Origin of the sequence: Congregibacter variabilis, from assembly GCF_045689235.1 — a bacterium.
Classification (GTDB): Bacteria; Pseudomonadota; Gammaproteobacteria; order Pseudomonadales; family Halieaceae; genus Congregibacter; species Congregibacter variabilis.
Window position 1 is genome coordinate 73,219 of sequence record NZ_CP136864.1, and the last position, 25,669, is coordinate 98,887.

At 55.5% G+C, this 25,669-nt stretch carries 20 protein-coding genes; 9 read left to right on the forward strand and 11 right to left on the reverse strand.

Annotated features, from left to right (window positions below; all coding sequences use genetic code 11):
- Positions 1–5: 5 nt before the first annotated feature.
- Positions 6–2,165 (reverse strand): cyanophycinase, encoded by a 2,160-nt coding sequence (locus tag R0135_RS00295; RefSeq protein WP_407348266.1) that lies wholly within the window; start codon positions 2,163–2,165, stop codon positions 6–8.
- Positions 2,166–2,311: 146 nt separating this feature from the next.
- On the opposite strand from R0135_RS00295, the gene cphA reads away from it, so the two are divergent.
- From cphA to R0135_RS00340, 9 genes are all read left to right on the forward strand, one after another.
- On the forward strand, positions 2,312–5,098 hold the full coding sequence (gene cphA, locus R0135_RS00300; RefSeq protein ID WP_407348267.1) for a cyanophycin synthetase: 2,787 nt from the start codon (positions 2,312–2,314) through the stop codon (positions 5,096–5,098).
- A 10-nt stretch (positions 5,099–5,108) separates the two neighbouring features.
- Entirely contained in the window at positions 5,109–6,800 is a 1,692-nt protein-coding gene (locus R0135_RS00305; protein WP_407348268.1) for a Mur ligase family protein, read from the forward strand.
- On the forward strand, positions 6,800–7,939 hold the full coding sequence (locus R0135_RS00310) for an amidohydrolase family protein (protein WP_407348269.1): 1,140 nt from the start codon (positions 6,800–6,802) through the stop codon (positions 7,937–7,939). Before R0135_RS00305 ends, R0135_RS00310 begins: the two co-directional genes overlap by 1 nt.
- Before the next feature lie 169 nt (positions 7,940–8,108).
- Positions 8,109–9,416: a DEAD/DEAH box helicase gene (locus tag R0135_RS00315; RefSeq protein WP_407348270.1), complete on the forward strand. Its 1,308-nt coding sequence runs from the start codon at positions 8,109–8,111 to the stop codon at positions 9,414–9,416.
- Positions 9,417–9,479: 63 nt separating this feature from the next.
- The gene (locus tag R0135_RS00320; RefSeq protein WP_407348271.1) at positions 9,480–10,586 is read left to right on the forward strand and encodes an S-(hydroxymethyl)glutathione dehydrogenase/class III alcohol dehydrogenase; all 1,107 of its coding nucleotides are present in this window, start codon (positions 9,480–9,482) and stop codon (positions 10,584–10,586) included.
- Positions 10,587–10,593: 7 nt separating this feature from the next.
- Entirely contained in the window at positions 10,594–11,433 is an 840-nt protein-coding gene (gene fghA / locus R0135_RS00325) for an S-formylglutathione hydrolase (RefSeq protein WP_407348272.1), read from the forward strand.
- A 206-nt stretch (positions 11,434–11,639) separates the two neighbouring features.
- Positions 11,640–12,848 carry an acetyl-CoA C-acetyltransferase gene (locus R0135_RS00330; protein ID WP_407348273.1) on the forward strand — a complete coding sequence of 403 codons (1,209 nt, stop codon included), beginning with the start codon at positions 11,640–11,642 and terminating at the stop codon, positions 12,846–12,848.
- A 27-nt stretch (positions 12,849–12,875) separates the two neighbouring features.
- Positions 12,876–15,023, forward strand: a complete 2,148-nt coding sequence (locus R0135_RS00335) for a 3-hydroxyacyl-CoA dehydrogenase NAD-binding domain-containing protein (RefSeq protein WP_407348274.1) — start codon at positions 12,876–12,878, stop codon at positions 15,021–15,023.
- A 50-nt stretch (positions 15,024–15,073) separates the two neighbouring features.
- A complete protein-coding gene (locus R0135_RS00340; protein WP_407348275.1) occupies positions 15,074–15,844 on the forward strand; it encodes an SDR family NAD(P)-dependent oxidoreductase in 771 nt (256 codons plus the stop codon).
- On the opposite strand, the gene R0135_RS00345 is transcribed toward R0135_RS00340, so the two are convergent.
- From R0135_RS00345 to R0135_RS00390, 10 genes are all read right to left on the reverse strand, one after another.
- Entirely contained in the window at positions 15,841–16,410 is a 570-nt protein-coding gene (locus R0135_RS00345; protein ID WP_407348276.1) for a phosphoribosyltransferase, read from the reverse strand. The two genes, R0135_RS00340 and R0135_RS00345, sit on opposite strands and share 4 nt — an antisense overlap.
- Before the next feature lie 18 nt (positions 16,411–16,428).
- Positions 16,429–17,727 (reverse strand): NCS2 family permease, encoded by a 1,299-nt coding sequence (locus tag R0135_RS00350; protein ID WP_407348277.1) that lies wholly within the window; start codon positions 17,725–17,727, stop codon positions 16,429–16,431.
- Between the two features lie 3 nt (positions 17,728–17,730).
- Entirely contained in the window at positions 17,731–18,750 is a 1,020-nt protein-coding gene (add, locus tag R0135_RS00355) for an adenosine deaminase (RefSeq protein WP_407348278.1), read from the reverse strand.
- A gap of 159 nt (positions 18,751–18,909) precedes the next feature.
- Positions 18,910–20,304, reverse strand: a complete 1,395-nt coding sequence (locus R0135_RS00360; RefSeq protein WP_407348279.1) for a hypothetical protein — start codon at positions 20,302–20,304, stop codon at positions 18,910–18,912.
- On the reverse strand, positions 20,301–20,975 hold the full coding sequence (locus R0135_RS00365) for a tetratricopeptide repeat protein (RefSeq protein WP_407348280.1): 675 nt from the start codon (positions 20,973–20,975) through the stop codon (positions 20,301–20,303). Before R0135_RS00365 ends, R0135_RS00360 begins: the two co-directional genes overlap by 4 nt.
- Entirely contained in the window at positions 20,969–21,949 is a 981-nt protein-coding gene (locus R0135_RS00370) for a vWA domain-containing protein (RefSeq protein ID WP_407348281.1), read from the reverse strand. The genes R0135_RS00365 and R0135_RS00370 overlap by 7 nt, the downstream gene beginning before the upstream one ends.
- Complete coding sequence (locus R0135_RS00375; protein WP_407348282.1) at positions 21,942–22,946, reverse strand: vWA domain-containing protein; 1,005 nt, start codon at positions 22,944–22,946, stop codon at positions 21,942–21,944. Before R0135_RS00375 ends, R0135_RS00370 begins: the two co-directional genes overlap by 8 nt.
- The gene (locus R0135_RS00380) at positions 22,927–23,430 is read right to left on the reverse strand and encodes a DUF4381 domain-containing protein (RefSeq protein WP_407348283.1); all 504 of its coding nucleotides are present in this window, start codon (positions 23,428–23,430) and stop codon (positions 22,927–22,929) included. Before R0135_RS00380 ends, R0135_RS00375 begins: the two co-directional genes overlap by 20 nt.
- A complete protein-coding gene (locus tag R0135_RS00385; protein WP_407348284.1) occupies positions 23,427–24,374 on the reverse strand; it encodes a DUF58 domain-containing protein in 948 nt (315 codons plus the stop codon). Before R0135_RS00385 ends, R0135_RS00380 begins: the two co-directional genes overlap by 4 nt.
- 10 nt (positions 24,375–24,384) lie before the next feature.
- Positions 24,385–25,359, reverse strand: coding sequence for an AAA family ATPase (locus R0135_RS00390; RefSeq protein WP_407348285.1), 975 nt, complete (start codon positions 25,357–25,359; stop codon positions 24,385–24,387).
- Positions 25,360–25,669: the final 310 nt, after the last annotated feature.

Consider the following 25,669-nt stretch of genomic DNA (forward strand, 5'->3'; position numbering starts at 1 on the left):
AATCCTTAATGGAGGGCTCGTGGGCTTCCCAAGGTTTGCAGCCATTGGGGGCTGTTAAATACTTGCTCTGACTCGCCCAGGGCCAATTGGTAATCCCGAGCCAGGTCATCGAGCGCCTCTTGTAAAAGAGCTGTTGCTGCCGCTGAACGTTCGGCGGTGGCTCCGGCCAGGTCATCCAATCGAACCCGTTGCCCCGGCTCGAGCATGTAAAGTCGTACGCCTGCGGGATCAGGAACTTTTGGGGCCAGCCGTACGCGATCCAAATCCAGTTCAACGACCACCACACCGTTGCTGCCTATGGCTTCTATTTCGCGTTCGTTGCCATGAATGATCATGCCCGCGCCTTCGCAAAGGCCAAAGCCGAAGCGCTGCTGCTGCGCGGTACAAGCCATGAGTAGACGTCCCAGGCGATGCCGACGGAGGAAATTCTGATCAATGAGTCCCAGGCGCGTCAGACCTATGCCGCGCTCAACCACGACACCAGAGAAACTCGCATCCTCGGAGCTTCCATAGCGCCATGCAGCAACACTATCGCCCTCGGCGATCATGCGCGCGCCCAGTGCAGTTGCCGATGCGGCAACGGCAATCAGCGGCGTACCCCGCTCATAGGCCGTCACAATACTGTGCAGTACTGGCGTCGCCTCGGCGCAATGCAGCAATGCTTCTGTCACGCGCCGTTGATCTCCACCGGTGAAGAATAGGCTTCCCATGCGATCGATGGTTTTGAGTAATGCGCGATCCCGGCTTGCCCGTTCAATATTGTGCAAGGATATGGGCAGGAGCTCGGCTTGAATGTTTTCACTGGCCAGCCAGTCAAGATAGCGCTCGGCCATTGCAGTAGGTTCTCCGGACGCCGTTGCCAGTACTCCGACGGGTTCTCGAAGCTCGCCCAATAGCGTTTTGCGCGCTGCATAGGGCCAATCGATAGGCGTGCTGCCCAGCATTACAAGACGTGCTTCGGGGGCAGGATCCGGGCGCAGGACCTGTGTGCTTTCGTTCAGCGGGCAGGCGTCCAGCGCCGCGCAGTGAATGTCCAGATCAAAATTCAAAGCGGTGTAGCGAATTTCTCCGCTGCGGACCGCACGGAGTGCTCGGGAGCGACGCGGACGCCGCTGCACATGCAGCGTCACCTGATTACCATAGGCTGCATCGAAGGCGCTGGCGCTATCTTTGCTATAGAACGCAGGGTCACTCTCTACCAACCTCAGCATCAAGTCATGCAGTCCATAACTTGCAAAGGCATTGCGTCGAACTGGCGCTGGAGAGCGATAGGAGGCCCGTCCAACCCGGGTGCGACGCTTGTCGGCCGCCGGGATGGGTTTACCCCGTTGCAAATCAATACTGTCGCCATCATCTAAAAAAGACACTCGGGCGCTGCGAACGGCAAACTCGCCGTCGTCGAAGGTGGCTTTGCGAAGGTCAATAAACAAAATGCCCGTTTCACCGACGACCTCTCCGCGAGAGCCCTGAACTATAAGTGCGCTGTTCTCGTCGATACCAAATGCCATTGATTCGCCCGACAGTTCGGCTGCTTTAATGAGGCGGCCTATACGTCCGCGCTGCAAAAAATGCTGGTCGACCATGCCCCAGGTGAAAAATCCAAGTCCTTCGCCAAGTCGAAACGCGTCAAAGTCATCTTTGGCACCCGGTGAACTATCGACGCCGCGGCTGATTGCATTCAGTGATGTGCCGCCCAGAATCATTGGGCCAGACATAATTGCTGCGCCAGCGGAGCTCCCGGCGATGAGGCCACCGGCAAGGTACAACTCACGAATGGCTATGAGGGCGGGCGTCTCGATGCCTTCTTGAATCAGTGTGCCAACGATGCGAGATTGATCGCCACCGGTAAAGAATACGCTGCCAAAAGCTTGCAGCCGTTCGATTAAACCCGAATCGTAGGCGGACTCTTTACGGTTCTCAAAAAAGACAGGAATCAGCTCGGCATAAAAGCCATGTGATCGAAACTCATCAACAGTCTCGGCGCCCACTTCCTCGGGAAAACCAGACGCCATAGAGCAAATCGCAATACGGCCATTGCAGCGCTGATACAGCGCTTTAAACAAAGGAGTGTTGTCTGCCTCGAAACGGCCGCCTATGAGCGCCAATGAGCCCAGGGCTTGGCGGTCTCTTCGGACGGTAGATTGAGTGATTTCGGGCGTCGACATACTTACCGGGGCTGAAAGGGGCCAAGTGCAAAAAACTAAGGCCGCATTATCACCAATGTGGGGCAATTTAGCGAACATCGACGGCTTTCAAGCGGCTACGTCTGCGGTTACAGTAGGCGATTCCCAGAAGGATTCGGAGTTTTCTCATGCAGTTCCTCGACACCAGTGTGTACCGTGGCCCTAATGTGTACGCGCTTTTCCCGGTAATCCGGCACAGGGTTGATCTTGGCGTCCTGGAGGAGTGGCCCACAGCCCGGCTGGGCAGTGAATTTGTAGACGCACTCGTTGCGGCATTGCCAGGCCTTGCCGACCATGGATGTTCCTACCGTGAGCCGGGAGGGTTGATCCGTCGAATGCTTGAGGACGAAGGCACTTGGCTTGGACATGTTCTGGAGCATATGGTCCTTGAATTGCAGGGCATAGCAGGTTACGAAGTGTCTTTTGGCAAAACGCGATCCACAGACGAGGCCGGTGTTTACGATATGGTCTTTGAGTTTGAAGAAGAGTTCGCGGGCATTCAGGCCGGTAAACTCGGACTGGATTTGCTGCACTCATTACTGCCCAAGGATTTACGGCCGGAAGACGCCCCACAGGATTTTGATTTTGCGCAGGAGCGTGATCAGTTTATCCGTGCCTGTCAGTCGCGCTCGCTCGGTCCAAGTACACACTCTCTGGTGAAGGAAGCCGAGGCGCGAGGCGTGCCCTGGATACGACTGAACGAGCAGAGCCTGATTCAGTTAGGCCACGGACGCTATCAACAGCGATTGCAGGCAACCATCACCAGTGCCACACCACACATTGCTGTGGAGCTGGCGTCCGAGAAAGACGAAACCAACCGTATTTTGGGTGACCTTGGTTTACCGGTTCCCCGGCAGGCTCTTGTTTATCGCTTGCGTCGGGCTATTGCTGCCGCAGAACGGATTGGTTACCCAGTGGTTATCAAACCCCTGAATGCCAATCACGGTCGCGGTGTAACAACCGATATACAAAATGAGGAGCAGGTTGAGAAGGCCTACGATAAAGCGAAAGAACACAGTGATGGCGTCATCGTTGAAACGTTTCTGGAAGGCCTGGATCATCGGCTTCTGGTCGTCGGAGGCCAATTGGTGGCCGCTGCCAAACGGGTGCCCGCCCATGTCGTTGGTGATGGTCAATCCACTGTTGAAGAACTGGTGGCCAAGGTAAACGAAGACCCTCGCAGAGGGGTGGGACACGAGAAAGTGCTCACGAGAATCTCGCTGGATGCCGCAGCTGAACGCATGTTGATGCAGGCAGGTATGGACAGTGAAAGCGTTCCTACTGAGGGTGAGATTGTTTACCTGCAGCCCACAGCGAATCTGAGTACCGGCGGAACGTCTGTGGATGTCACGGATGTGATTCACCCGGACAACAAGAGCATGGCGGAGCGCGCCATTCTTGCGCTGGGTCTTGATGTGGGTGGCGTGGACTTTATTACCACGGATATCACCCGCTCCTACGGTGAGGTTGGCGGAGGTATCTGTGAGTGTAATGCTGCTCCGGGGTTTCGTATGCACGTCGCTCCTTCGCAGGGAGAGCCTAGGAACGTGGCGGGTCCGGTCATCGATATGTTGTTCCCTGAGGGAAGTCCATCGTCGATACCCATCGCAGCGATTACCGGCACCAACGGCAAGACGACCACTTCACGCATGCTTGCACATATCCTGAAAATGTCCGGGCTGACTGTAGGTCAAACGAGTACCGACGGTGTTTATATCGATGGTCGACTTACTGTAGCGGGGGATATGACAGGTCCTACGGCAGCGCAGATCGTTTTGCGGGATCCTTCGGTGAATGCAGCGGTGATGGAAACAGCCCGGGGAGGTATTTTGCGCAGTGGCTTGGGCTATCAGCGCTCCAATGTCTCCGCCTGTCTGAATATAGCCGCAGACCATCTGGGCCTCAAAGGCGTGAACTCCCTCGAAGATCTTGCGGAGGTGAAGCGTGTGGTGGTCGAAGTCGCTCGTGACGCAGCGGTGCTCAACGCCGATGACGTCCACTGTCTTCAGATGGCGGATCACTGCACCGCCGAGAAGCTTTGCTATGTCACCATGAATCGCTCGCACCCGTTGGTTCGAGAGCACATTAAAGCAGGCGGAACGGCGCTGGTGCTCGAGCAGGGAATCAACGGCGGTATGATCACGCTTTACGATGAGCAGGGACACAACATCCCCTTATTGTGGACTCACCTGATCCCAGCTACTTTGGAAGGGCGGGCAATGCACAATGTGCAGAACGCTATGTTTGCCGCCGCGCTGGCTTATCATATGCATGTGGACCTGGAGAACATCCGACAGGGCCTGCGAACGTTTGATAGCACCTTCTTCCAGTCTCCGGGTCGTCTTAACGTCTATGACAAGCATCCGTTCAAGGTAATTCTTGATTACGCGCACAACCCGGCGGCCGTGAAAATGGTTTGTGACGTGGTTGATCGTTACGAAATTGGTGGTCGCAAAATCGTGGTGCTGACGATGCCCGGCGACCGTCGTGATGAAGATATCGTAGAGGTAGCCGGTATCGCTGCTGGTCACTTTGATCATTACATCTGTCGACGCGATGACAACCTTCGAGGCCGAGAGCCCGGCGAGGTGCCTGGTTTGCTCAGGCGCGGGCTCCTTGACGGGGGAGTGCCCGAGGACCGTATCCAAATTATTGAGCGCGAGGAGGATGCCAATCAGGCGGCGCTGGATATGGCCCGAGGCGGAGATCTTCTATTGATTCTCGCTGATCAAGTTACTCGTTCCTGGAAGCAGATTATTTATTTTCAGCCTGGAGAAGATGTGGTGAGTGACCAGGGGGAACGTCCTGCAGTAGAAATCCCCGAAGAGTTTATGGGCAGCTTCTCCTTCTCCGACGATCTTGAATTGATTCGTGATGAGCGCGGCGTGCGCATTGCTCGGGAGAGCGACGACTAAGGCTTACCCTATGCGCTTGCTTGATTCCCGACGCCTTACCGGCGCGAACTTTTTGCTCTGTGGTCCTGGAGCGGTACTGGATATCTCGGTTACAGATGGTGATCGAGAACTCCTTGTGGCTGCCTGGAAGCGACACGCTCTTCGTTTGCTTGCGGAGCTGCATTGGGAAGATGAGGAGCTCACAGCGCGGCCGTTTTCCGGTGGCGTCAGTCTTGCCGTGTCCGGTCCGGTTGATGGTCTCTATACGGCGACTGAGCTCAACGAAACCGCCTACGAAGCCGCGCGGGATTTGATTGAGGGAGGACAGCGGCATTTGTTGGTCCGCGCAGCCCGTGCCCTGCGCGCTGAATACCGGGACGAAGAGCGGCCTCGACTGCAGCGCCTGTTGGCTGCGGCAAAAGAGAAGGCTACGCCCGTGTTGATAGATGAAGAGTTCCTGACTCTAGGTACGGGGCGTTACAGTCAAACCTGGGATCTCTTTGAGTTGCCGCACCCTGACGATGTGAGTTGGGGAGCGCTTAAGGCCGTGCCTACTGCCTTGATAACGGGCACGAATGGCAAAACCACCACCGTTCGTCTTCTTGCTTCTATTGCCAAGGCTGCGGGACGGGTCGCTGGGGTCAGTTCAACGGATTGGCTGGCCATGGGCGACGAGTTGTTGGATCGCGATGATTATGCCGGCCCCGGCGGCGCACGTATTGTGTTGCGGGATCGGCGCTGTGAATTGGCGTTGCTGGAGACCGCTCGAGGAGGCTTGCTGCGCCGAGGTCTTGCGGTCGAGCGAGCTGACGTTGCATTGATCACAAATATCGCAGCAGATCACCTTGGTGATTTTGGCGTGGAGACAGTAGAGGACCTCGCTGATGTGAAATGGTCAGTGACGGCGGCGCTAGACAAAAAATCCCGTCTGGTCCTGAATGCCGAAGACCCTCTGCTCATGCGCCGGGCGCCAACTTCACCTGCTCCTTTGTGTCTTTTTTCTCTGTCTCCGTCAGCGCCGGCATTCAAAGCACACGTCGCCTGTGGCGGTCGGGGCTTTACCTTGCGACGCGGGCGTCTGGAACGCATTCACGGTGCAAAGATTGATGGTTTCCTGTCGGCCAAAAAAATACCTCTGAGCTACGGAGGCGTCGCCCGGCATAATATTGCGAACGCTCTGGCTGCAGCTGCAGTAGCTGATGCTCTGGGGATTGATCTTTCGGTTATAGCCAAGGGCCTTTGTGCGCTGGGCAATGAAGATAATCCTGGTCGAGCGAATCTGTATTCCATTGGTGGCGCTACTTTCCTTGTAGACTTTGCGCACAATCCAGCAGGACTTGAAGCGCTCATGCCTATGATTGAGGGTTTGCCGGCCAAGCGCCGCGCATTGATCACCGGCCAGGCAGGTGATCGTGGTGATGACGATATTCGCGCCTTCGCTGATGCGTCATCGACGCTGCACTTTGATCGTATCTGGCTCAAGCGTATGGATGGACATGCCCGGGGACGCGCTGAGGGTGAGGTTGCCGCTTTGATGCGTGATGCATTTATTGCCCAGGGCCACGCGCCTCGAAGTATTAGCCTTAGCAAGACAGAACTGGATGCAACACGAGCGGCTTTACGCTGGGTAAAGCCAGGTGATCTAGTGGTGTTGTTGTCTCATGAGAAACGCGACAAAACACGGGAGCTGCTTGAGTCCCGGGTTTCCAAAGGAGTTACATAATGTATTTGATCAGCGGAGCGGAATGCTTTGATCCATCTCCGCGAGGACAGGTCGATGTTCTGGTTGCCGGTGGCCAAGTCATTGCCATTGTTGAACCTGGCACCTTAAACGTTGATGCCGAGCAGATCGATGCGAGGGGCAAGATACTTGTGCCGGGTCTGGTGGACGCACTCACCCACCCCTGCGGGGGCGGAGGCGAGGGTGGCTTTGGCAATCGGACCGCAGAGATCGATGTTGAAACATTTGTTCGCGCCGGCGTTAGCGCCCCAGTGGGAGCTTTGGGTACCGACTCCATTGGACGCTCGCTGGATGTGTTGTACGGCAATGTTATGGGGATGCGGACCCAGGGTTTAAACGCCTTCATGTTAAGCGGAGCTTACCGGGTGCCTGCGCCAAGCCTTACCGGCGATATTGCCCGGGATATTTATCTGGTGGCTCCGGTAGTCGGTGTCGGAGAGGTGGCGATTGCTGATCACCGCGGAACACAGCCGACCGCTCAGGAGCTACGCCGTCTCGCTGCAGAAACGCAGCTTGGAGGCATTCTCGGCGGAGAGGGAGGGACGGTGCTGGTGCACGTCGGTGCCGGCGATTCACGGCTCGCATTGCTGCGCGAGGCTATCGAGGGCAGTGACCTTGCTCCCTCCGTTTTATATCCCACGCATGTTAATCGCTCGACTGCATTGCTGGATGAGGCGGCTGACTGGGCGCTGCGCGGTGGCTTTGTCGACATCACGGTATCGACCACCAAGGAGCTCATCGCTGCGGGCGATATCACTGCCGAGCAGGCACTGCGGCGATTGCTGGAAGCCGGTGCCCCTGCAGAGAAAATTACAATGTCTTCAGACGCTGGAGGTTCTCTGCCGGTGTACGTCGATGGGGAACTTGTGGGCCTTACTGCGGCATCCCCGGGCTCCTTGAGCGATCTTCTGCGGGCCTTATTTGCGGATCATGCCGATCTCTTTCCTTTGGCCCTTGCGGCAATGACGCGCAACCCGGCGTCCGCCCTGCGTCTGAATGCGGCGGGAGAAATTAGGGAAGGAACTCGAGCCGATTTGCTGCTGCTGGACCCGGCACACGGCGTAGACTCCCTGATGTGCGGCGGCAATTGGTTGCTGCGTCATGGTGAGTATTTGAACTAGCTGAAACCGCCTAAATGGTACTTTGCCCGATCCCCTGATTTATCGTGGCTTTTCAGCTACCATTGTTTGATCGCACCGGCTGACCGTGCGTCAACATCGTCAGCAAAAAATCGTAAAGCCCCGACGACTTTACGTAATGACAAGCAAACGTGCTGACGGATGGCTGACAATGAACTTTGACAATTTAGGTCTTTTGCCGGATCTGGTGAAAGCGGTTAACGACCGCGGCTATAGCCAGCCAACCCCCATTCAAATCAAATCGATACCGCTGGTGCTCGACGGTCAGGATATCCTCGCGGCTGCACAAACGGGCACCGGTAAGACTGCGGCCTTTGTTTTGCCCATTCTTCAGCGTTTGGCTTTTGTCGGTCTAGCGCGACGGAAGCAGGTACGGACTTTGATTCTCACGCCGACCCGAGAGCTTGCATCCCAGGTACACGAGTCCGTGGAGACCTACGGCCATTATCTGGATTTGCGCAGTGCAGTGGTGTTTGGCGGTGTACGAGCCGAGCCCCAGATTGCCGCACTGGAACGGGGGGTGGATACCCTGGTAGCGACGCCAGGCAGACTTCTGGATCTTGCGCAACGCGGTGCGGTGGATTTCAGTGCTCTGGAAGTGCTGGTTCTCGATGAGGCCGACCGCATGCTGGACATGGGCTTCATTCATGATATCCGAAGAATCGTGGAGCAGCTGCCGAAAAACCGGCAAACGCTGATGTTCTCGGCAACCTTCTCCAAGGAAATACGCTTGCTCGCCGGCCAGTATCTGGTTGATGCGGTTAGCGTGGAGGTGGCGCCTGCCAATAGCACAACGGAACTGGTCGACCAAATGGCGTATCCGGTAGATCCGAGCCGCAAGACAGACTTGCTGATTCATCTGCTCAATGAGCGACAGTGGTCTCAGGTACTGGTTTTTTGTCGCACTAAACATGGGGCCAATCAACTTTCCAAGAAGTTGCTCGAGGCGGGTTTTGCAGCAGCGCCTATACACGGAAACAAAAGTCAGAACGCAAGGCAGCGCGCCCTGGACGACTTCAAGAGCGGTAGCTTGCAGTTGTTGGTCGCTACAGATATTGCCGCCCGAGGCTTGGACATCGATCAACTGCCCGAAGTTGTGAACTTTGATTTACCGGCTGTCCCCGAAGATTATGTGCACAGAATTGGCCGTACAGGACGAGCGGGATCAAGCGGACGCTCGCACTCTTTACTGACTCTCGAGGATGTACCTCTGCTCAAGGGCATCGAGCGCCTGATTTGCAAGGTAATACCCCGAGTCCAGGTGTCTGGTTTTGAGCCTATCGATACGCCGCCGTCTCCAGGGCAAAGAAACACGGGCGCGAGTGACAAGCGCCAGACGGCACCGGTGAGTCGAGCGCCCGAGCAGATGGCTCGGCGCAGTCGTGGATCTGCAGATGAATCGCACAATACCCTGAAACACCGCTTCAACACTCCTAAAAAAACCGGCTCCGTAGGCTAAGTTTTCCCGCGCTCGTATATGTGTTTTACTTTGTGATTGTTGCTTAATTACTGGAGTAAATACATGAAGACACGTGCGGCAGTCGCGCTGGGCGCAGGCAGGCCTCTAGAAGTGATGGAGGTTGATCTTGAGGGCCCACGAGCGGGAGAAGTCCTGGTCGAGATCAAGGCGACCGGTGTGTGTCATACCGATGCTTTCACGCTGTCCGGGGATGACCCTGAGGGCGCCTTCCCTGCAATTCTTGGACACGAAGGTGCTGGAGTGGTTGTAGAAACCGGCCCTGGTGTCAAAGGCCTGGAGCCCGGTGATCATGTTATTCCTCTCTATACACCGGAATGTCGCGAATGTGACTTCTGCCTGAATCCAAAAACGAATCTTTGCCAGGCCATCCGGGAAACCCAAGGGCAGGGCGTTATGCCGGATGGCAGTAGTCGTTTTTCTTTAGATGGCAAGCCCTTGCTGCACTACATGGGTTGCTCAACGTTTTCTAACTACACGGTGCTTCCGGAAATCGCCTTGGCAAAAGTTCGCAAGGACGCCCCTTTCGAGAAAATCTGCTACGTCGGCTGTGGGGTAACTACAGGAATTGGCGCGGTAGCATTCACCATGAACGTTGAAGCCGGAGCTACCGTCGCCGTGTTTGGTTTGGGCGGGATTGGACTCAATGTTGTGCAGGGCGCTCGTATGGTTGGCGCATCGCGGATCATCGGTGTTGATCTGAACCCTGACCGGGAAGCCCTGGGTCGTCAGTTTGGTATGACAGAGTTCGTGAATCCCAGCGAAGTCGACGACATTGTGGGTCACCTGGTAGAAATTACCGGGGGCGGTGTGGACTACAGTTTTGAATGTATTGGTAACGTCAACGTGATGCGTCAGGCACTGGAGTGTTGCCACAAGGGCTGGGGGCAGAGCTGCATCGTTGGTGTGGCAGGGGCAGGAAAAGAAATCTCCACTCGGCCATTCCAACTGGTCACAGGACGGAGTTGGCGCGGTACAGCATTTGGCGGTGCTCGCGGTAGAACCGATGTGCCGCGTATTGTTGATTGGTATATGGATGGTCGTATAAATATCGATGATTTGATCACCCACACCATGCCGTTGGACGAGATCAACACTGCCTTCGATTTGATGCATGCGGGCGAGAGCATACGCTCCGTCGTGCTGTACTGAGCAAGACATGCAATTAGTTGCATCTATAAAGAGTTTTGCTGGCCAGCAGCTGCGCTTTGAGCATCGCTCGACAGTACTGAATTGCGACATGCACTTTTCGCTGTATCTGCCCCCGCAGGCCGAGACTGGCGCTGTGCCGCTGTTGACCTGGTTATCTGGTTTGACCTGCACCGATGAAAACTTTGTGCAAAAAGCCTGCGCGCAACGCGCGGCTGCCGAGCATGGCGTGGCAATTCTCGCCCCTGACACCAGTCCCCGGGGAGAGAGTGTTGCTGACGATCCCGACGGAAGCTGGGACATGGGCTTGGGTGCTGGTTTTTATGTCAACGCTACGCAGGCTCCCTGGGCTGAGCATTACCGTATGTACGATTACGTTCTTGAGGAACTCCCTGCACTTGTCGCTGCCCAGCACCCCGTGGATCTTTCGCGGCAGAGCATTTTTGGACACTCCATGGGTGGTCATGGGGCTTTGACCATTGCCTTGAAAAACCCCCAGAGGTACCGCAGCATGTCGGCGTTTGCACCCATCTGCGCTCCGCTGGAGTGTCCCTGGGGCCATAAAGCGTTTGCCGGTTATCTGGGCGAAGACCGTCAGCGCTGGGCAGAGCACGATAGTTGCACTTTGGTTCGTGGTGCCACGCAGCACTTACCCATGCTGGTAGATCAGGGCTCTGCAGACAGCTTCCTTCAGGAGCAGTTAAAGACACCGCTTTTGGAGTCCGCCTGCGCCGAGAGTGGCTATCCGGCGATGATTCGTATGCAGGAAGCTTACGACCACAGTTACTTTTTTATTGCCAGCTTTATGGATGAGCACGTCGCATTTCACGCGGGACACTGCAAGAGCTAAAACCCAGCTGAGCGGCGGTGAAACCTACGCTCTGTCCTGTGCCCGGGCCTCGCGGGGCTGCTCACAGAAGTGCTTTCAAGAGCTGGTCCTGACGCCTCTGAGGCACTGTCATTTACGGTCTATTTTGCTAAATCCCCGGGTCATTGAGTGACCGGGGTAGCGCCGTCAGTATCCGGTTCCCCGGTTTTTTATCCAGGAGTTTTACCATGCCTCATTCCGCTTTTATCTACGACGCCGTCCGAACCCCTCGAAGCAAGGGTAAGCCCGGTGGTAGCCTCCACGAGGTTAAGCCTATCGATCTGGGCGCAGGCCTCTTGCGGGCGCTGCAGAAGCGCCATGATCTGGACACCAGCTACGTCGATGATGTGGTGATGGGATGTGTTACGCCCATCGGTGAGCAGGGCTCAGACATCGCAAAAATGTTGGTACAGAACGCCGACTGGGATGAGTCCGTCGCGGGGGTTCAGTTGGACCGCTTTTGTGCATCGGGTCTGGAAGCTGTGAATATAGCAGCGCAAAAAGTAGCTTCGGGTTGGGAAGACCTGGTGGTGGCCGGCGGTATCGAATCCATGTCCAGAGTGCCCATGGGCTCTAACGGCGGCCCCATGAGCTCCGATCCTGCTTTTGCCGCTAAAACCGGATTTGTACCGCAGGGCATTGGTGCGGACACGATTGCTACGCTAGCTCGCTGGAGCCGCGAAGATGTCGACCGCTTTGCGGTGGAGTCTCAACGTCGTGCAGCCCACGCCAGAGACAACGGCTACTTTGATAAGTCCGTAGTCCCGGTTTGCGATGAGTCTGGTCTGCCAATTCTTGAAAAAGATGACTTTATTAAGCCCGGTACGACCATCGAAACGCTTGGGGGGCTCAATGCTTCCTTTGAGATGATCGGTCAGTTTGGCTTCGATGATGTGATCCTGCGCAAGTATCCAATGTTGGACCATATTGATCACGTACATACGCCGGGTAACTCCTCGGGCATCGTCGACGGCTCCAGTGCGGTACTTATTGGCAGTGAAAAGGCGGGTAAAGATCTTGGATTGACGCCTCGAGCCCGTATTGTCGCTACAGCTGTGCTGGCAACCGATCCTGTGATCATGCTCACCGGCCCTGGTCCTGCCGCCAAAAAATGTCTTGAAAGAGCAGGCATGAAGAAAGAAGACATCGATCTTTGGGAGATCAACGAGGCCTTTGCATCTGTGGCCCTGCGCTACATGCAGGACCTGGGTATTGATCACGAGGTGACTAACGTGAATGGCGGTGCTATCGCCATGGGGCACCCACTTGGGGCGACTGGAGCGATGCTCGTGAGCATTATGCTCGACGAACTGGAGCGTCGTGATTTGCGCCGCGGCATGTTGAGCCTTTGCGTAGGCGGCGGCATGGGTATCTCCACCATCATTGAGCGCGTTTAAGCCACAGTTGCTGTAAGGATTTAACATATGACTATGCACTACGAAAAAGATGCTGACGGCATCGTAACTGTGACCATGGATATGAGCGGTCCGGTCAACGCTATGAACGCTGAATTCCGTCAGGACTTCGGGGCCATTGTAGATAAGCTGGAGGCAGAGGACGGCCTGAACGGCGTGGTAATTGCTTCAGCCAAAAAGGTGTTCTTTGCAGGTGGTGATCTTAATGATTTGGTGGCGGTAACCCCGGAGCGCCTCGGCGAGTTCATGGAAGGCATTGTGGCCATGAAAGCCACCCTGCGCCGTTTTGAGAAACTCCCAGTGCCCACTGTCGCCGCGATCAACGGCGCTGCACTCGGTGGCGGTTATGAGTTGTGTCTGGTATGCAATCATCGCATTGCCTGGAATCATAAGTCGGTACAGCTTGGCCTGCCGGAAGTCACTTTAGGCTTGCTTCCCGGCGGTGGTGGTGTGGTTCGTTTGACCAAGCTGCTGAGCTTTGAAAAGGCCGCGCCATTTTTGCTTGAAGGCAAGCGTGTTCCGCCAGTACAAGCCCTGGATGCAGGAATGATCCACGAGCTGGTGGCGGATCGAGAGAACCTTGTTCCAAAGGCTAAAGAGTGGATTCTTGCCAACAAAGATAATGCTGATGCTGCGATTCAGCCTTATGACCAAAAGGGCTACAAGATTCCTGGTGGAGGCATTACCTCACCCAAGATCGTACAGGCGATTACCGGCGCGACAGCTATGCTCACGCAAAAGACTCGTGGCCTGTTGCCAGCGCCAGCGAAGATTTTGGATGTTGCGGCGCAAGCGCTGCGCTTGGATCTGGATACAGCACTGATGGTCGAGTCTCGCGCTTTGGCGGCACTGACTATCACTCCGCAAGCAAAGAATATGATCAGCACATTCTTCTTTGGTCTGAACAAAGTGAATGGCGGTGCCAGCCGGCCCAAAGATGTGCCCCCTCAGAAGACCGAAAAGCTTGGCGTGCTCGGAGCAGGAATGATGGGGCAGGGGATCGCTTATGTGTCTGCGATGGCGGGTATCGACGTCGTTCTCAAGGACATCAGTCTTGAAGCCGCGCAAAAGGGCAAAGCGTATTCCGAGAAGTTGCTGGACAAGCGCGTCGAGCGCGGTCGCATGAGCGCCGAGAAGCGCGATGAGGTTCTGGCACGTATCACGCCCACGGCGACAGATGATGATCTGGCAGGCTGCGATCTCATTATTGAAGCCGTTTTCGAGAACATACAGCTCAAGCATCAGATTACGGCCCAGCTCGAAGGACAGTTGGCTGAGGGGGGGATTTGGGGTTCCAACACTTCAACCCTGCCCATCACACAACTGGCCGAAGGATCCCAAAAGCCCGAGAATTTTGTGGGCATCCATTTCTTCTCCCCGGTAGACAAGATGCCCTTGGTAGAAATCATCGTCGGTGAGAAGACATCGGATGTAGCTCTGGCGAAAGCCTTTGACTACACCCAGCAAATCAAGAAGACCCCCATCGTTGTCAATGACTCCCTGGGCTTCTTCACGTCCCGAACCTTCGGTACATACCTGGATGAAGGCGTTCGTTTGCTGGCGGAGGGCGTCCACCCTGTACTCATCGATAATATGGGCAAGGGCGTGGGTATGCCCGTGGGCCCTCTTGCTGTGTTTGATGAAGTGAGCATGGAGCTGTCTCGCAAAGCACAGGAAACCTGGAAAGAGATGGGTGTAGTGGACAAGTGGGGTGACGGCACGGTGCTTCGTCAGGTTATCGATACCATGGTGGTAGAGAATGGCCGCGGAGGCCGACATCACGGCGGCGGTTTTTACGAGTACAGCGAAGATGGCAGTAAAGCAATTTGGCCGCCTCTTTTTGATCTTTACTACAAGTCTGAGGTTTGTCTGCCTGAGTCCGATATCAAAGATCGTTTGTTATTCCGACAGGTGATTGAGGCACTGAAGTGCCGCGAGACAGGCGTGCTGAGATCTGACGAGGATGGCAACATAGGCTCCATCATGGGTATCGGTGCGCCTGTATGGACCGGGGGTCTGATCCAGTTTGTAGAGACTTACGGTTACGAGCGCTTTGTGAACCGGTGCCGGGAGCTGGAAGCCAGCTATGGCGAGCGATTTGCACCTCCGCAAATCGCTATAGACCGCGCGGCGAACTCCGATCAGCAGGCGGCTTAAGCACGGCATTCGATCAACAGAACATGAGCTAATTCAGGAGCAGTAGAACTATGGATATTAACGGAAAAGTTGCAATCGTAACTGGTGGAGCCTCGGGACTCGGTGAGGCCACAGTGCGTCGCTATCATGCACTGGGCGCCAAAGTGGCGATTTTCGATATGAACGAAGCTCGGGGAAATGCGCTGGTAACTGAGCTTGGTGCGGGACTTTTGTATCGCCAGGTGAACGTGGCCGATGAAGACCAGGTGGCGGCTGCTGTCGCGGCTACGGTTGAAGCCTTCGGCGCAGTCCACATCTGCAACAACTACGCGGGTATCGGCGATGCTGCAAAGACGGTCAGTCGCGGAGAGCCTGTGGAACTGGCACGCTTCAAAAAAGTTATCGATGTCAATCTCATTGGCACCTTCAATGTGCTGCGTCTCGCCGCTGCACAAATGGCCAAGCAGGACCCCATCAATGATGACGGCGCTCGCGGCGTGATTATTAATACGGCATCAGTTGCGGCCTATGAGGGGCAGATCGGTCAAGCCGCTTATAGCGCGTCCAAGGGTGGAATCGTGGGTATGACTTTGCCTATTGCCCGAGACCTTGCCTCTTTAGGGATCCGGGTGAACACCATCGCGCCGGGACTTATTCACACGCCGCTATTCGAAAGTCTCCCTAAAGAGGCTTACGATAGCCTGGCTGCCCAGCCGGTGTTTCCCAAGCGACTCGGTAAACCCGATGAGATTGCACATCTTTCGCAGTACATTGTAGAAAATGACTACACCAACGGAGAGACTATCCGAATGGATGGTGCAATCAGAATGCAGCCACGTTAACTGACACTGCGCATTCGTGTTTCGAGGGTCTTCGCCAGAGGACCCTTGTTATCAATGATCTCCTGCTGGGTAAGTCCCACGAGTTCATGCGGGAATACCAGCCAGGCGTCAGTTTCGTGCACATAGAAATCTGGAGTGATGTCTGTGACGTTCTTGGAGGGTTTGTACCAGGGCGTGGCCACTTTCATGTTTTGCGGCATATTACGTCGACACTTCGCGTTCATCTTGTCAAAGATTGCTTTCACGCTGCGACCTGAGTCAAAAACGTCGTCTACCAGCAGTACGTCGTCGCTGGCGTTCACATTGTCGATGATGTAATCCAATCCATGCACCCGAACCGTCTTTTCCTGTTGGTTGATTCCAACGTAAGACGATGTGCGGATCGCGATGTGATCGGATTCGACGCCGACATAGGCAAGATATTCCTGAATGGCGATGCCTACCGGCGCGCCACCACGCCATACGCCAATAATGAAGTCCGGTCGAAAGCCGCTGGCAAAAATTTGCTCGCCAAGACGAAAGGAATCAAGCAGCAAGTCATTGGCTGAGATATAGACTTTATCCATCGGGGTTTGTTGCCATGCTCAGGAAAGGAAACCGAACTTTAGCATAAAGATCCCAGCTACTACGTAGACCGCCATGGGACAGCGGCTTGCCTTGCCTGATGCAATTTTAATCAATGCGTAGGTGATGAAGCCAAGGCCAATGCCGTCGGCGATAGAGTAGCTCAAGGGCACCGCAATCGCGGTGACAATTGCCGGGGCACTTTCCGCGACATCACCCCATTCCAGGTCTTCAAGAGCTCTGGCCATGATGGTGGCGACGAACAATAGTGCGGCACCAGTGGCGAAGCCTGGCACGCTCTGCGCAAGAGGTGCCATAAACAGACACAGAAGAAACAACGCAGCGGTGGTCAGTGCCGTGAGGCCCGTGCGTCCCCCGGCTTCGACGCCTGCGGCGCTCTCGATGAAGCTCGTGGTGGAAGAAGTGCCGAGCACGGCACCTACCGCCGTCGCACTGGAATCAGACAGGAGTGCTCGACGCAGTCGAGGAAGGTGGCCGCGCTCGTCGAGCATGCCGGCTCGATTGGCCACCCCTACCAAAGTACCCGCAGTGTCAAATACGTCTACCAAAAGCAGAGTAAGGATGACTGTCACCATGGATAGGTCCAGGGCACCTACGATGTCCAGTTCAAGAAAAGTGGTCATGGGCGGTGGCATGGACACAACGCCTTTAAACTCTGCTGCGCCGGTGAGCCAGCCCAGGACAGTAACCACCAGCATTCCTATAACGACAGCGCCCACGGTACGGCGTGCGGAGAGTGCGGCGATCAGAACAAATCCCAGCAGCATAAAAATGGCCGGCATCTCGGTGAGGTCACCCAGGCCTACGATCGTTGCATCGTTACTGACGATGATGCCGCTTCCCGTCAAGGCAATAATGCCCAGAAACAAACCAATGCCTGCAGATATCCCGAGCTTTAGCGATCGGGGAATTGCGTTGATCAACCACTCCCTCACGGGCAATACGGACAACAAAATAAAAATCAGCCCGGAAACAAACACAGCGCCCAGGGCGCTTTGCCATGTATGCCCCAGCCCCAGTACGACGCCGTAGGTAAAGAAGGCATTTTGTCCCATGCCCGGTGCCTGAGCCACAGGATAGTTTGCGTACAGCCCCATGATGGCTGTTCCCAGTGCAGCTGCTAGACAGGTGGCTACAAATACCGCGCCAAAGTCCATGCCGGCAGCCGACAGAATGCCGGGATTGACCACGGTGATATAGGCCATCGCCAGGAAGGTTGTTACTCCCGCGAGAACTTCCTGACGTATGCTGCTGTTGTGTTCTGTGAGCCCAAAAAATCTATCAATGGCGGCTAACATGGCTTATTGCACCTGTTCGAGACGTTCAAGGTAGTCAGTTTTACGTTCATCGCTCATCCAGCTCACTTCGAAGGCGTTTCGAGTCAGTGTCATAAGCTCGTCCTTTGTAAAGTCTGCGTCCTCAACAAGGGCCATAAGATTCTCGTTCATGTACGCCCGAAAATAGGCTGGGTCGTCGGAGTTGATTGTGGCTTTCATACCGCGGGCGAGCATGTCTCTAATCTCGTTGCCAGTGAGGTTTTGAACCACAAAACGGTTAGAGACGGGGCACACGGTAAGTCCCAGCCCACGGCGCGCTATCTCGGTGCATAAGGCGTCGTCTTGTAGGGCGTTGACACCATGGTCGATACGATCCACTGCGATAAGATCCAGGCACTCCCCAATGTGCTCCAGAATATCCTTCTGATTGACGTCGCAATGCATGGTGAGTTTCAGACCCAGATCACGGGCTCTTGCGAAGACCTCAGCAAACTTTGAAGGAGGGTTGTCCTTTTCGTCTGAATCGAGCCCGACGCCGATGAGCTTATCCAGATGTCCAACGGCCATTTCCAAATGCTCTGCCGCAGATTCAGCGCTCATATCCCTCAAAAAACACATGATCAGGTTGCTCTCTACGCCAAGCGACGCTGCAGCATCCTGCTGCGCTCTGGCAATACCGTTGATCACCGTGTCAAAGGCGATGCCGCGACTGGTATGTGCCTGGGGATCAAAGAAAGGCTCTACATAAACTACGTTCTGAGCAGCTGCACGCTGGAAGTAATGCATGGCGAGTTCGTAAAAGTCGTCTTCCGTTCTCAGTACGTCCATAGCTGCATAGTAAATCGAGAGAAAAGAGGGCAGGTCATGGAAGTCGTAGGCAGCGACGACCTCCTCGGGGGTTTTATACACAAGTTCGATGCCATTGCGCTTGGCAAGACTAAAAATGTGTTCGGGTTCCAGAGTGCCTTCGAGGTGAACATGAAGTTCGGCCTTGGGCAATTGCTGAACGAAATCAAGCATGGATTCTCTAGGGGGCGCCTGCATGTGTTCTCCGTGGGTGTATTTCAGTGCGGTCCAACGATGGGCCTCAACTTAAGTGCCAAGATAAACGCAAGGAGTATGCCATCTAAAACACTTTGTCGATAATTTCGCGACACCTCTTTGCCGGTATTTTTGAGTGAGAAGCCCACAGCAATAACCCACTCAAGACGCACTGGGATTCAGTTCAAGTCGTGAAGCGTCGTCTTTGTGAATTGAATCGCCGCTCACAACGTTCCACAGCTCCCGTGCAGCCTTTTTATTCGGGAGTGTTATGCCTTTGCCGTAGGCATGATCCAACAGTAGCCGCAAACTGTGTTCCGGGGACTGTGGTCTATCAGGTGAATTTTTGCTGCGCTCTGGGTTGGGTTTAACAGTGCGCACCGCGTCGAGGAGTTGTCGTTGAGATCCCGATTCGGCCAGCTGCTGGTAGAGCAACTGAATGCACCGGGCGGTGTCCTGGGACTGCAGTGCGCGCAAATACGCCGAGCATGACCGTCTTCGCTGAAGCCTGCGCTCCAGCGCGCTACGAATTGTTCGAGAGGGTCTGCTGTTACGGCTAAACCACAGCAGCAAGGCCAGAAGTAGGGCGCTTGCTGATCCGATAATAAGAGGAGGACGCCGTGTTAAGTCAAAGCGCTCTTTTTGCTTATGCGGTAGAGCCTCGGCAGCCAAAACTTCTACTTCCAGTTCCGGCAGAGATACCGTTTCAAGCGTTCCTGTGTTCGTATTAAACCAGACATAGTCAAGGCCAGGGATTCGATACTGCCCAGGCGCTTCAAAGGTGATTACCAGGCTTTCTGTTCGGGTTCCCGTCAGTGTTCCTCGATTACTTTTATCGACCACTTTAGCGGGGGCTGCATACAAGGATAAGCCTGGTGTTTCGACTAGTTGGGAAGCCTCAAGCATCATTCCCGGGGCGTCTTGCACGACAAAGCTGCGGGTCCGCGTTATGGCATCGCCAGGCATATAGTTGTCTAACAGTCCTTCCCAGCGCTGTTCGATGCTCAGTGACGGGCTCGCAATCCATGTGCTCAGGTTCTCAAACCCCGGCGGAGCTACGATCTGAGCGGAGATGGGGTTTAGCAACAACTCCCCTTCAACAGCGCCGTCTGTGGCTGTGTTTACCGAAACGAAAACGCGGATTCCGGGGATGGTAAGGAGCCCAGCATCTTGCGGGAACACCCTGAAGCGCCAGCGCTGCACGCTCCAGGTTTCACCGTCGATTCTCCGGGATGAGTTGTCCGCGAAGCTCGATACGGGACGAACAACGGCACCGGGAATACGAAAATCCCGCACCCGTGTCCCACGACTGAACCATCGGGCCGTGGCTACCTCGACCGAGAGGGTAAAGGGAGCGCGTTGGTACAGCTCTGAGGGGGTGTCGATGCTGACACTGGCTTGGAGCTGCTTGTCGGCTACGAGTTTATCCAGGCTCATCGCAGCATGGACGTCAGTTGTAATGAGCATCAAGGTCGCAAAAAGCGTGGCGAGGAGCATTTTCAGCCTGCCGAGCTGGCACTGTGCAATAGCGAATCGGGCCATCAAAAAACTCGTCATTCGCTAGCACCTTCCCGGCGCCGCAGCTGCAGATCAAACTTGGTGCTCAAAAATTCCGAAGGATTTCTCTGCACTTGTCGAAGCCACATTGCTGTGAGTCCGGGATCCTGCAACAGTTGCTCAGCACTCAGTTGCTCCCTCTCTATCATTGTCAGCCGTTCGTCACCTTCGGAGGATCGAGGGCCATCATCGTTGTCGGAACTCATGTCACCGGATTCGGAAACCTGGCTTTCGGAAAGCTCGCGGTTGGCGTCAATGAGTTCCTGAACAATGGGGATATTGACCGACGGAGCTCGATGCTGTGGATACCTCTGTGCCAACTCTTCATAGGCGTCGCGCGCATCCAGATACTCCCTGGCCTGTGCAAGAGCGTTTGCCCGCGCAAGTAGAGATTCGGAATCCTGATACTGTGAAAAGTATTGTGCAGCAGCGATAAAGTCTTGAGCCGCATATAGGCTCATGCCTTTCCAGCGGGGATTTTCGAAGCTTCGGGCCGCACGCTGATAATCACCGTAGTTGAACCACAGGCGACCCTGCTGATCCGGCGTGAGCCACAAATTAAGAAATCCTTGGGGATTTGTCGCGGCCCAGACGAGGCCAATCGCCAAAAGAACAATCAATGCTCGCCTTGGGCGCACACCCCGTCGCAGGTTCTCAAACCAGGCTACCATCGAAGTACCCACCCGGTGCGAAACCAAAGTAGGAAAAACAGCATGATCAGGGGCAGTAAGTAGATTCCGCCATCGAGCCAGGGGCGTGCGCTGTCTTCGCTGAGACGATAGTGACGATTGATGCGCTTTAATAGATTCTTCAGGTCATCGTCGTCGACGCTAACGCGTTCGTAGGAACCATTCCCAGCCTTACTAATGTCGCGCAGTTGCGCTTCCTGCAATGGTTGCGCCCTGACGTTTAATCCGCGCTCACTGTCTGCATCTATTTGCTCCTGGGTTTTCCCCATGCCCCAAATCAGTAATTGGGTGTCACTTTGCTTTGCCCAGTCAGCAAACGCTGCGGCTGATAGATCATTGGCGCCGTCGCTGACGATCAGCAGGCTACCGCCGTTGCCGCGGGCGGCAAGTAGTTTGTCTGCTATGGGAAGGACATTTTCTGGTGCTTTTCCGCGACGGGGAAGCATTCCCACTGACAAAGCGTCCAGATAGTGCAGCAACATATTGGAGTCATTGCTTAACGGCAGCACCGTGTGGGGCGTCCCGGAATAGGCAATCAATGCGGTGTAGGCATCGCCTCTGGCTTCTGCGAGTTTGAGAATTTTATCTCTCGCCCGTTGCAGGCGACTGGGCTGCAGGTCTGACTCATCCATGGATTCAGAGAGATCGACTGCAATAATCAGAGCGGCGGAGTCTTGCGCAAAAGGAGAGTCGCCTCTTTGCCAGCTGGGTCCAGCGATGGCCACGGCAAGCAGAGGCCCCAGAATAATCGACACCCAGAGCGGAGAAAACAAACGACGCTGACTGCCACGAACGATCATAGAGGGGAGCAAGTGGGCGGCGATAACCGGTTCCCACTGACGTCCCAAGTCGCTGCGGCGCCACTGCAGAAAACTCAGCAGTGCAAAGGGTAGTAATAGTAGAAGCCAGTAGGGCCGTAAAAAATGAAACTGCAGAAGTGCAGACCAATCAAACATGAATGGACTTCTGGCGACGCCAGCCCAATAGAGCGAAGAGTGGCAGTGCTATGAGATATAGCACTGCAAACAATCCCAAAGGAAGGTGAAACAAGCTGCTTCGCGGACGATAGGACAAAGAGTCGTACTGAGCCGGTTCCAGTCGATTAATTTGGTCGTAAGCGTCTTGAAGAGCAGCCGTGTCCAGCGCCTGAAAGCTGGCGCCATTGGTACTGTTAGCGATGGCATCGAGCGTCTCTATATCCAGAGCCTCCTCACCGAGGGTCGAGGGGTCTCCAACGGCCACGGTATAGATTGTGACATCGTTCGCTGCAGCGACGCTGGCGGCGTCCACAGGAGGGACTCGTGAGCCTGTGTCGTTGCCATCAGTCAGGACAATTAATACGCGGTTACTGGTTTGGGATGCTTGAAACAATGATATGGCCAGACCGATAGCATCACCCAAGGCGGTACTTTGCCCGGCCATGGCGACTTCGCTTTCCTCCAGCAGCGTGAGCCAGGTGGCTATGTCGTCGGTAAACGGGGCTTGAAGATAGGCAGCATTTCCGAAGACGATTAAGCCGAGGCGGTCCCCGTCGCGCTGTGCCGCAAAATCTTCCAGGACGTGTTTGGCCGCGGTGAGGCGATTCAGCTGCTGTCCGTTTTCGTCGGTGAAATCTCTGGCATCCATCGATCCGGAGAGATCGAGTGCCAGCATGAGGTCGCGCGCGGATTTTTGAACGTTGATGGGGTCACCAACCCATTCGGGGCGCGCAGCGGCCATCACCAACAAACACCATCCAATAACACTGATGATTCCCTGCACGCGCCTGCGGCGAAGCACGCTGGCACCAGAGCGGGGTGTCTCGCCGCTTAGCAGGACCAAACGTTGAAAATAGGGCACCTGTAATGAGTCCTGACTCTCCCTGTGGGGAGGTGTAAGCCAACGCACCAATAGAGGCAATGCCAGAAGCGTAAAGGCCCAGGGTAAGGTAAATTCAAGCACTGGGAAGCTCATGAGCGGCGATCCAGTCTCGCAGCTGTGTAAAAAGCGAATCGAGCCCTGGCCCCACGTCATTGAGTGACTGATAGGCCAGGGACTCAAGCTGAGATACGGGAAGCGGTGGTAGTTTCGGCGCCATCTCCTGAAGGGCTCGCTGCCATTCAGCGCCCCTGAGGCGCACAACGCGATCGCGCTCGCCCAAGGCTTCTATTACGGTTGCTCGAAGCAGCGGAGCGAGTTCTCTAAGGCAGTCACGATCGCCACGGCGATAGTTCGCTTCGATAGCATCCAGTGCTGCCTGGGCGTCGCGACGATAGCGGTCTCGAAGATGCCGCTGCCAGCGTGTCCAGGCGAAATAGACCGCGCCGCCCAACAGCAGGGTGAGAAGTATCCACCACCCCGGTGTGGTGGGACGCAGTGACACCTGCTCGGGGATGCTGGTCTCTACGATGCCACGAATGGCGTAGTTGCCCCAGCCGGGGCCGAAGATTTCAATCATCGCCCGGAGCCCAGGGCTTTGAGTAGCTGGGTCACGGGATCCTGCGCACAGTCAATGGTGATCAGGGGCAGTCCATAGCGACGCAGGACTTTGTGCATGTGTTCTACATGCTCGTTGTAGCTTGCGCGAAATCGCTCGTCCAGGCGGGCACGGTTTCCCGAGACGGCTATCTGCATTTCTCCATCCGAGACGATGAGTTCGTCTAAGCGCGGTAACTCAACCTCCGCAGGATCAAAGATATTGATAACGATCACATCGTTGTGCATGCTCATCTGCTTGAGTAACTCATCGCTGCGATCATCCCAGCCAAAGCCATCGCCTATATAGATGACCAGTGCGTCATGCGAGAGACTACGAGCCAGATTGTTCATGGCGACATTGAGCTGCGGCCCCTTCGACGGCTGCCCGGCCTCCAGAGCTGCGTTGGTCTTCACTAATCGTGAGAGCATGTCGACCACGCTGTCTCGGCTGCGTCTGGGGGGGATCGTGTAGCAATCATGGTCGTCAAAGATAATGCCGCCGAGCCTGTCGCCAGAGGATAAGACCCTCCAGGCTGCCAGGGCCGCCACTTCCGCGGCGACGACCGACTTCATGGCCGTCTGACTGCCAAAGAACATGCTTATCCGCTGATCTACAAGCAGATGGACGCGTCGTTCGCGCTCCTCGGTATAGACTCTTACATGGGGCTTGCCTGTGCGATTAGTGACTTTCCAGTCCATGCTGCGAATGTCATCGCCAGGCCGATAGTGTCTCAGCTCTTCGAAGTTGAGTCCCCGGCCCCGAAGGCGAGAGCCATGACGTCCTGTCAGAATACTTTGCACGGGCTGGCGGGGCAGAAAGGAAAACCCGCGAGCCTTGAATTCCAGCGCGCGCAGATGCGCAAGACTTACGGCGATGCGATTGTCATCGACCGCTGCATTGTTTGTGCGTGAAAGCCAGGGCATCGCGTCGGCCTCAGGCTGCAGCCACCTGGCGAAGCAATTCGTCGATAACAGCATGACTGTCGATAGACTCCGCTAGGGCGTCGTAGCTGAGAATCATACGGTGGCATAACACTGAATGAGCCACCGCACGAACGTCTTCGGGGTCTACGTAGTCTCTCCCCCCCAGCCATGCATTGGCTCGGGCGCACTTATCCAGAGCAATACTGGCGCGGGGGCTTGAGCCGACGCGAATCCAATCCTTGAGACGCGAGTCGGGATAACGTGCGGGATCGCGCGTCGCCATAACCAGCGCGACAATGTACTTGTCGATATTGGGTGAGACGCTGATAGCCGACATCGCTTTGCGTGCTTCGAAAACGAGCTCCTGAGATAGCCGCGGCTCTTCGACCTCTGGGTCATCGCTTTCTTCACCGCGCACCAGACGAATAATGCCTTCCTCGGCGCTGTCATCGGGGTAGTCCACCGTGATCTTCATGATAAAACGGTCCATCTGCGCTTCCGGCAGTGGATAGGTGCCTTCCTGCTCGATAGGGTTTTGAGTGGCCAGAACCATAAACAATGGGGGCAGGGCGTAGCTTTTGCCCGCTACGGTGACGGTACGCTCTTCCATGGCTTCCAGCAGGGCCGCCTGCACCTTGGCCGGAGCGCGATTGATTTCGTCCGCGAGAACGACGTTGTTAAAAATAGGGCCCTGTTGAAACCGCAGCTCCTGACGTCCCTCAAATTCCTGATAGATCTCGGTTCCTGTGACATCAGAGGGGAGCAAGTCTGGTGTGAATTGAATGCGCCCCAAGCTGGCATCCAGCACTCGGGCCAGGGTTCTGACGGAGCGGGTTTTTGCTGTTCCGGGTAAGCCCTCCAGAAGCACATTGCCGTTAGTGAGTAAGGCAATGATTAAGGTTCGAACAACGGACTCTTGCCCGATTACGGCTCGATTGATGGCGGCATCGAGTTGTGCAAAAGCCTGGTGCAGATTACTGCTCATGTTGTCTATCCAACGCAGATGAGATCGCTAGTCTCACAGACCTTCGAGACAAAAAAAAGGTTCATCGCGGATTTCTGAGGCCGTCCTTGTTTGCTGATAGCTTCGTGCGGCTTTGCGCTGCCCGACCCCGCTTCACTCGAGCTGCTCGCGCATATCCATCGGCGGCCTCGCCAACTTCAGGACTCAGCGCAGGATCGAATCGCCCGGAACGTCTACGAAGTTGCTGGCCAGGAAATATAATCTTTGGCATTCGCGCTGAACAAAAAAAAGCCCTCCGAAGAGGGCTTGTCTATGAGGCTGTTAAGCGCTC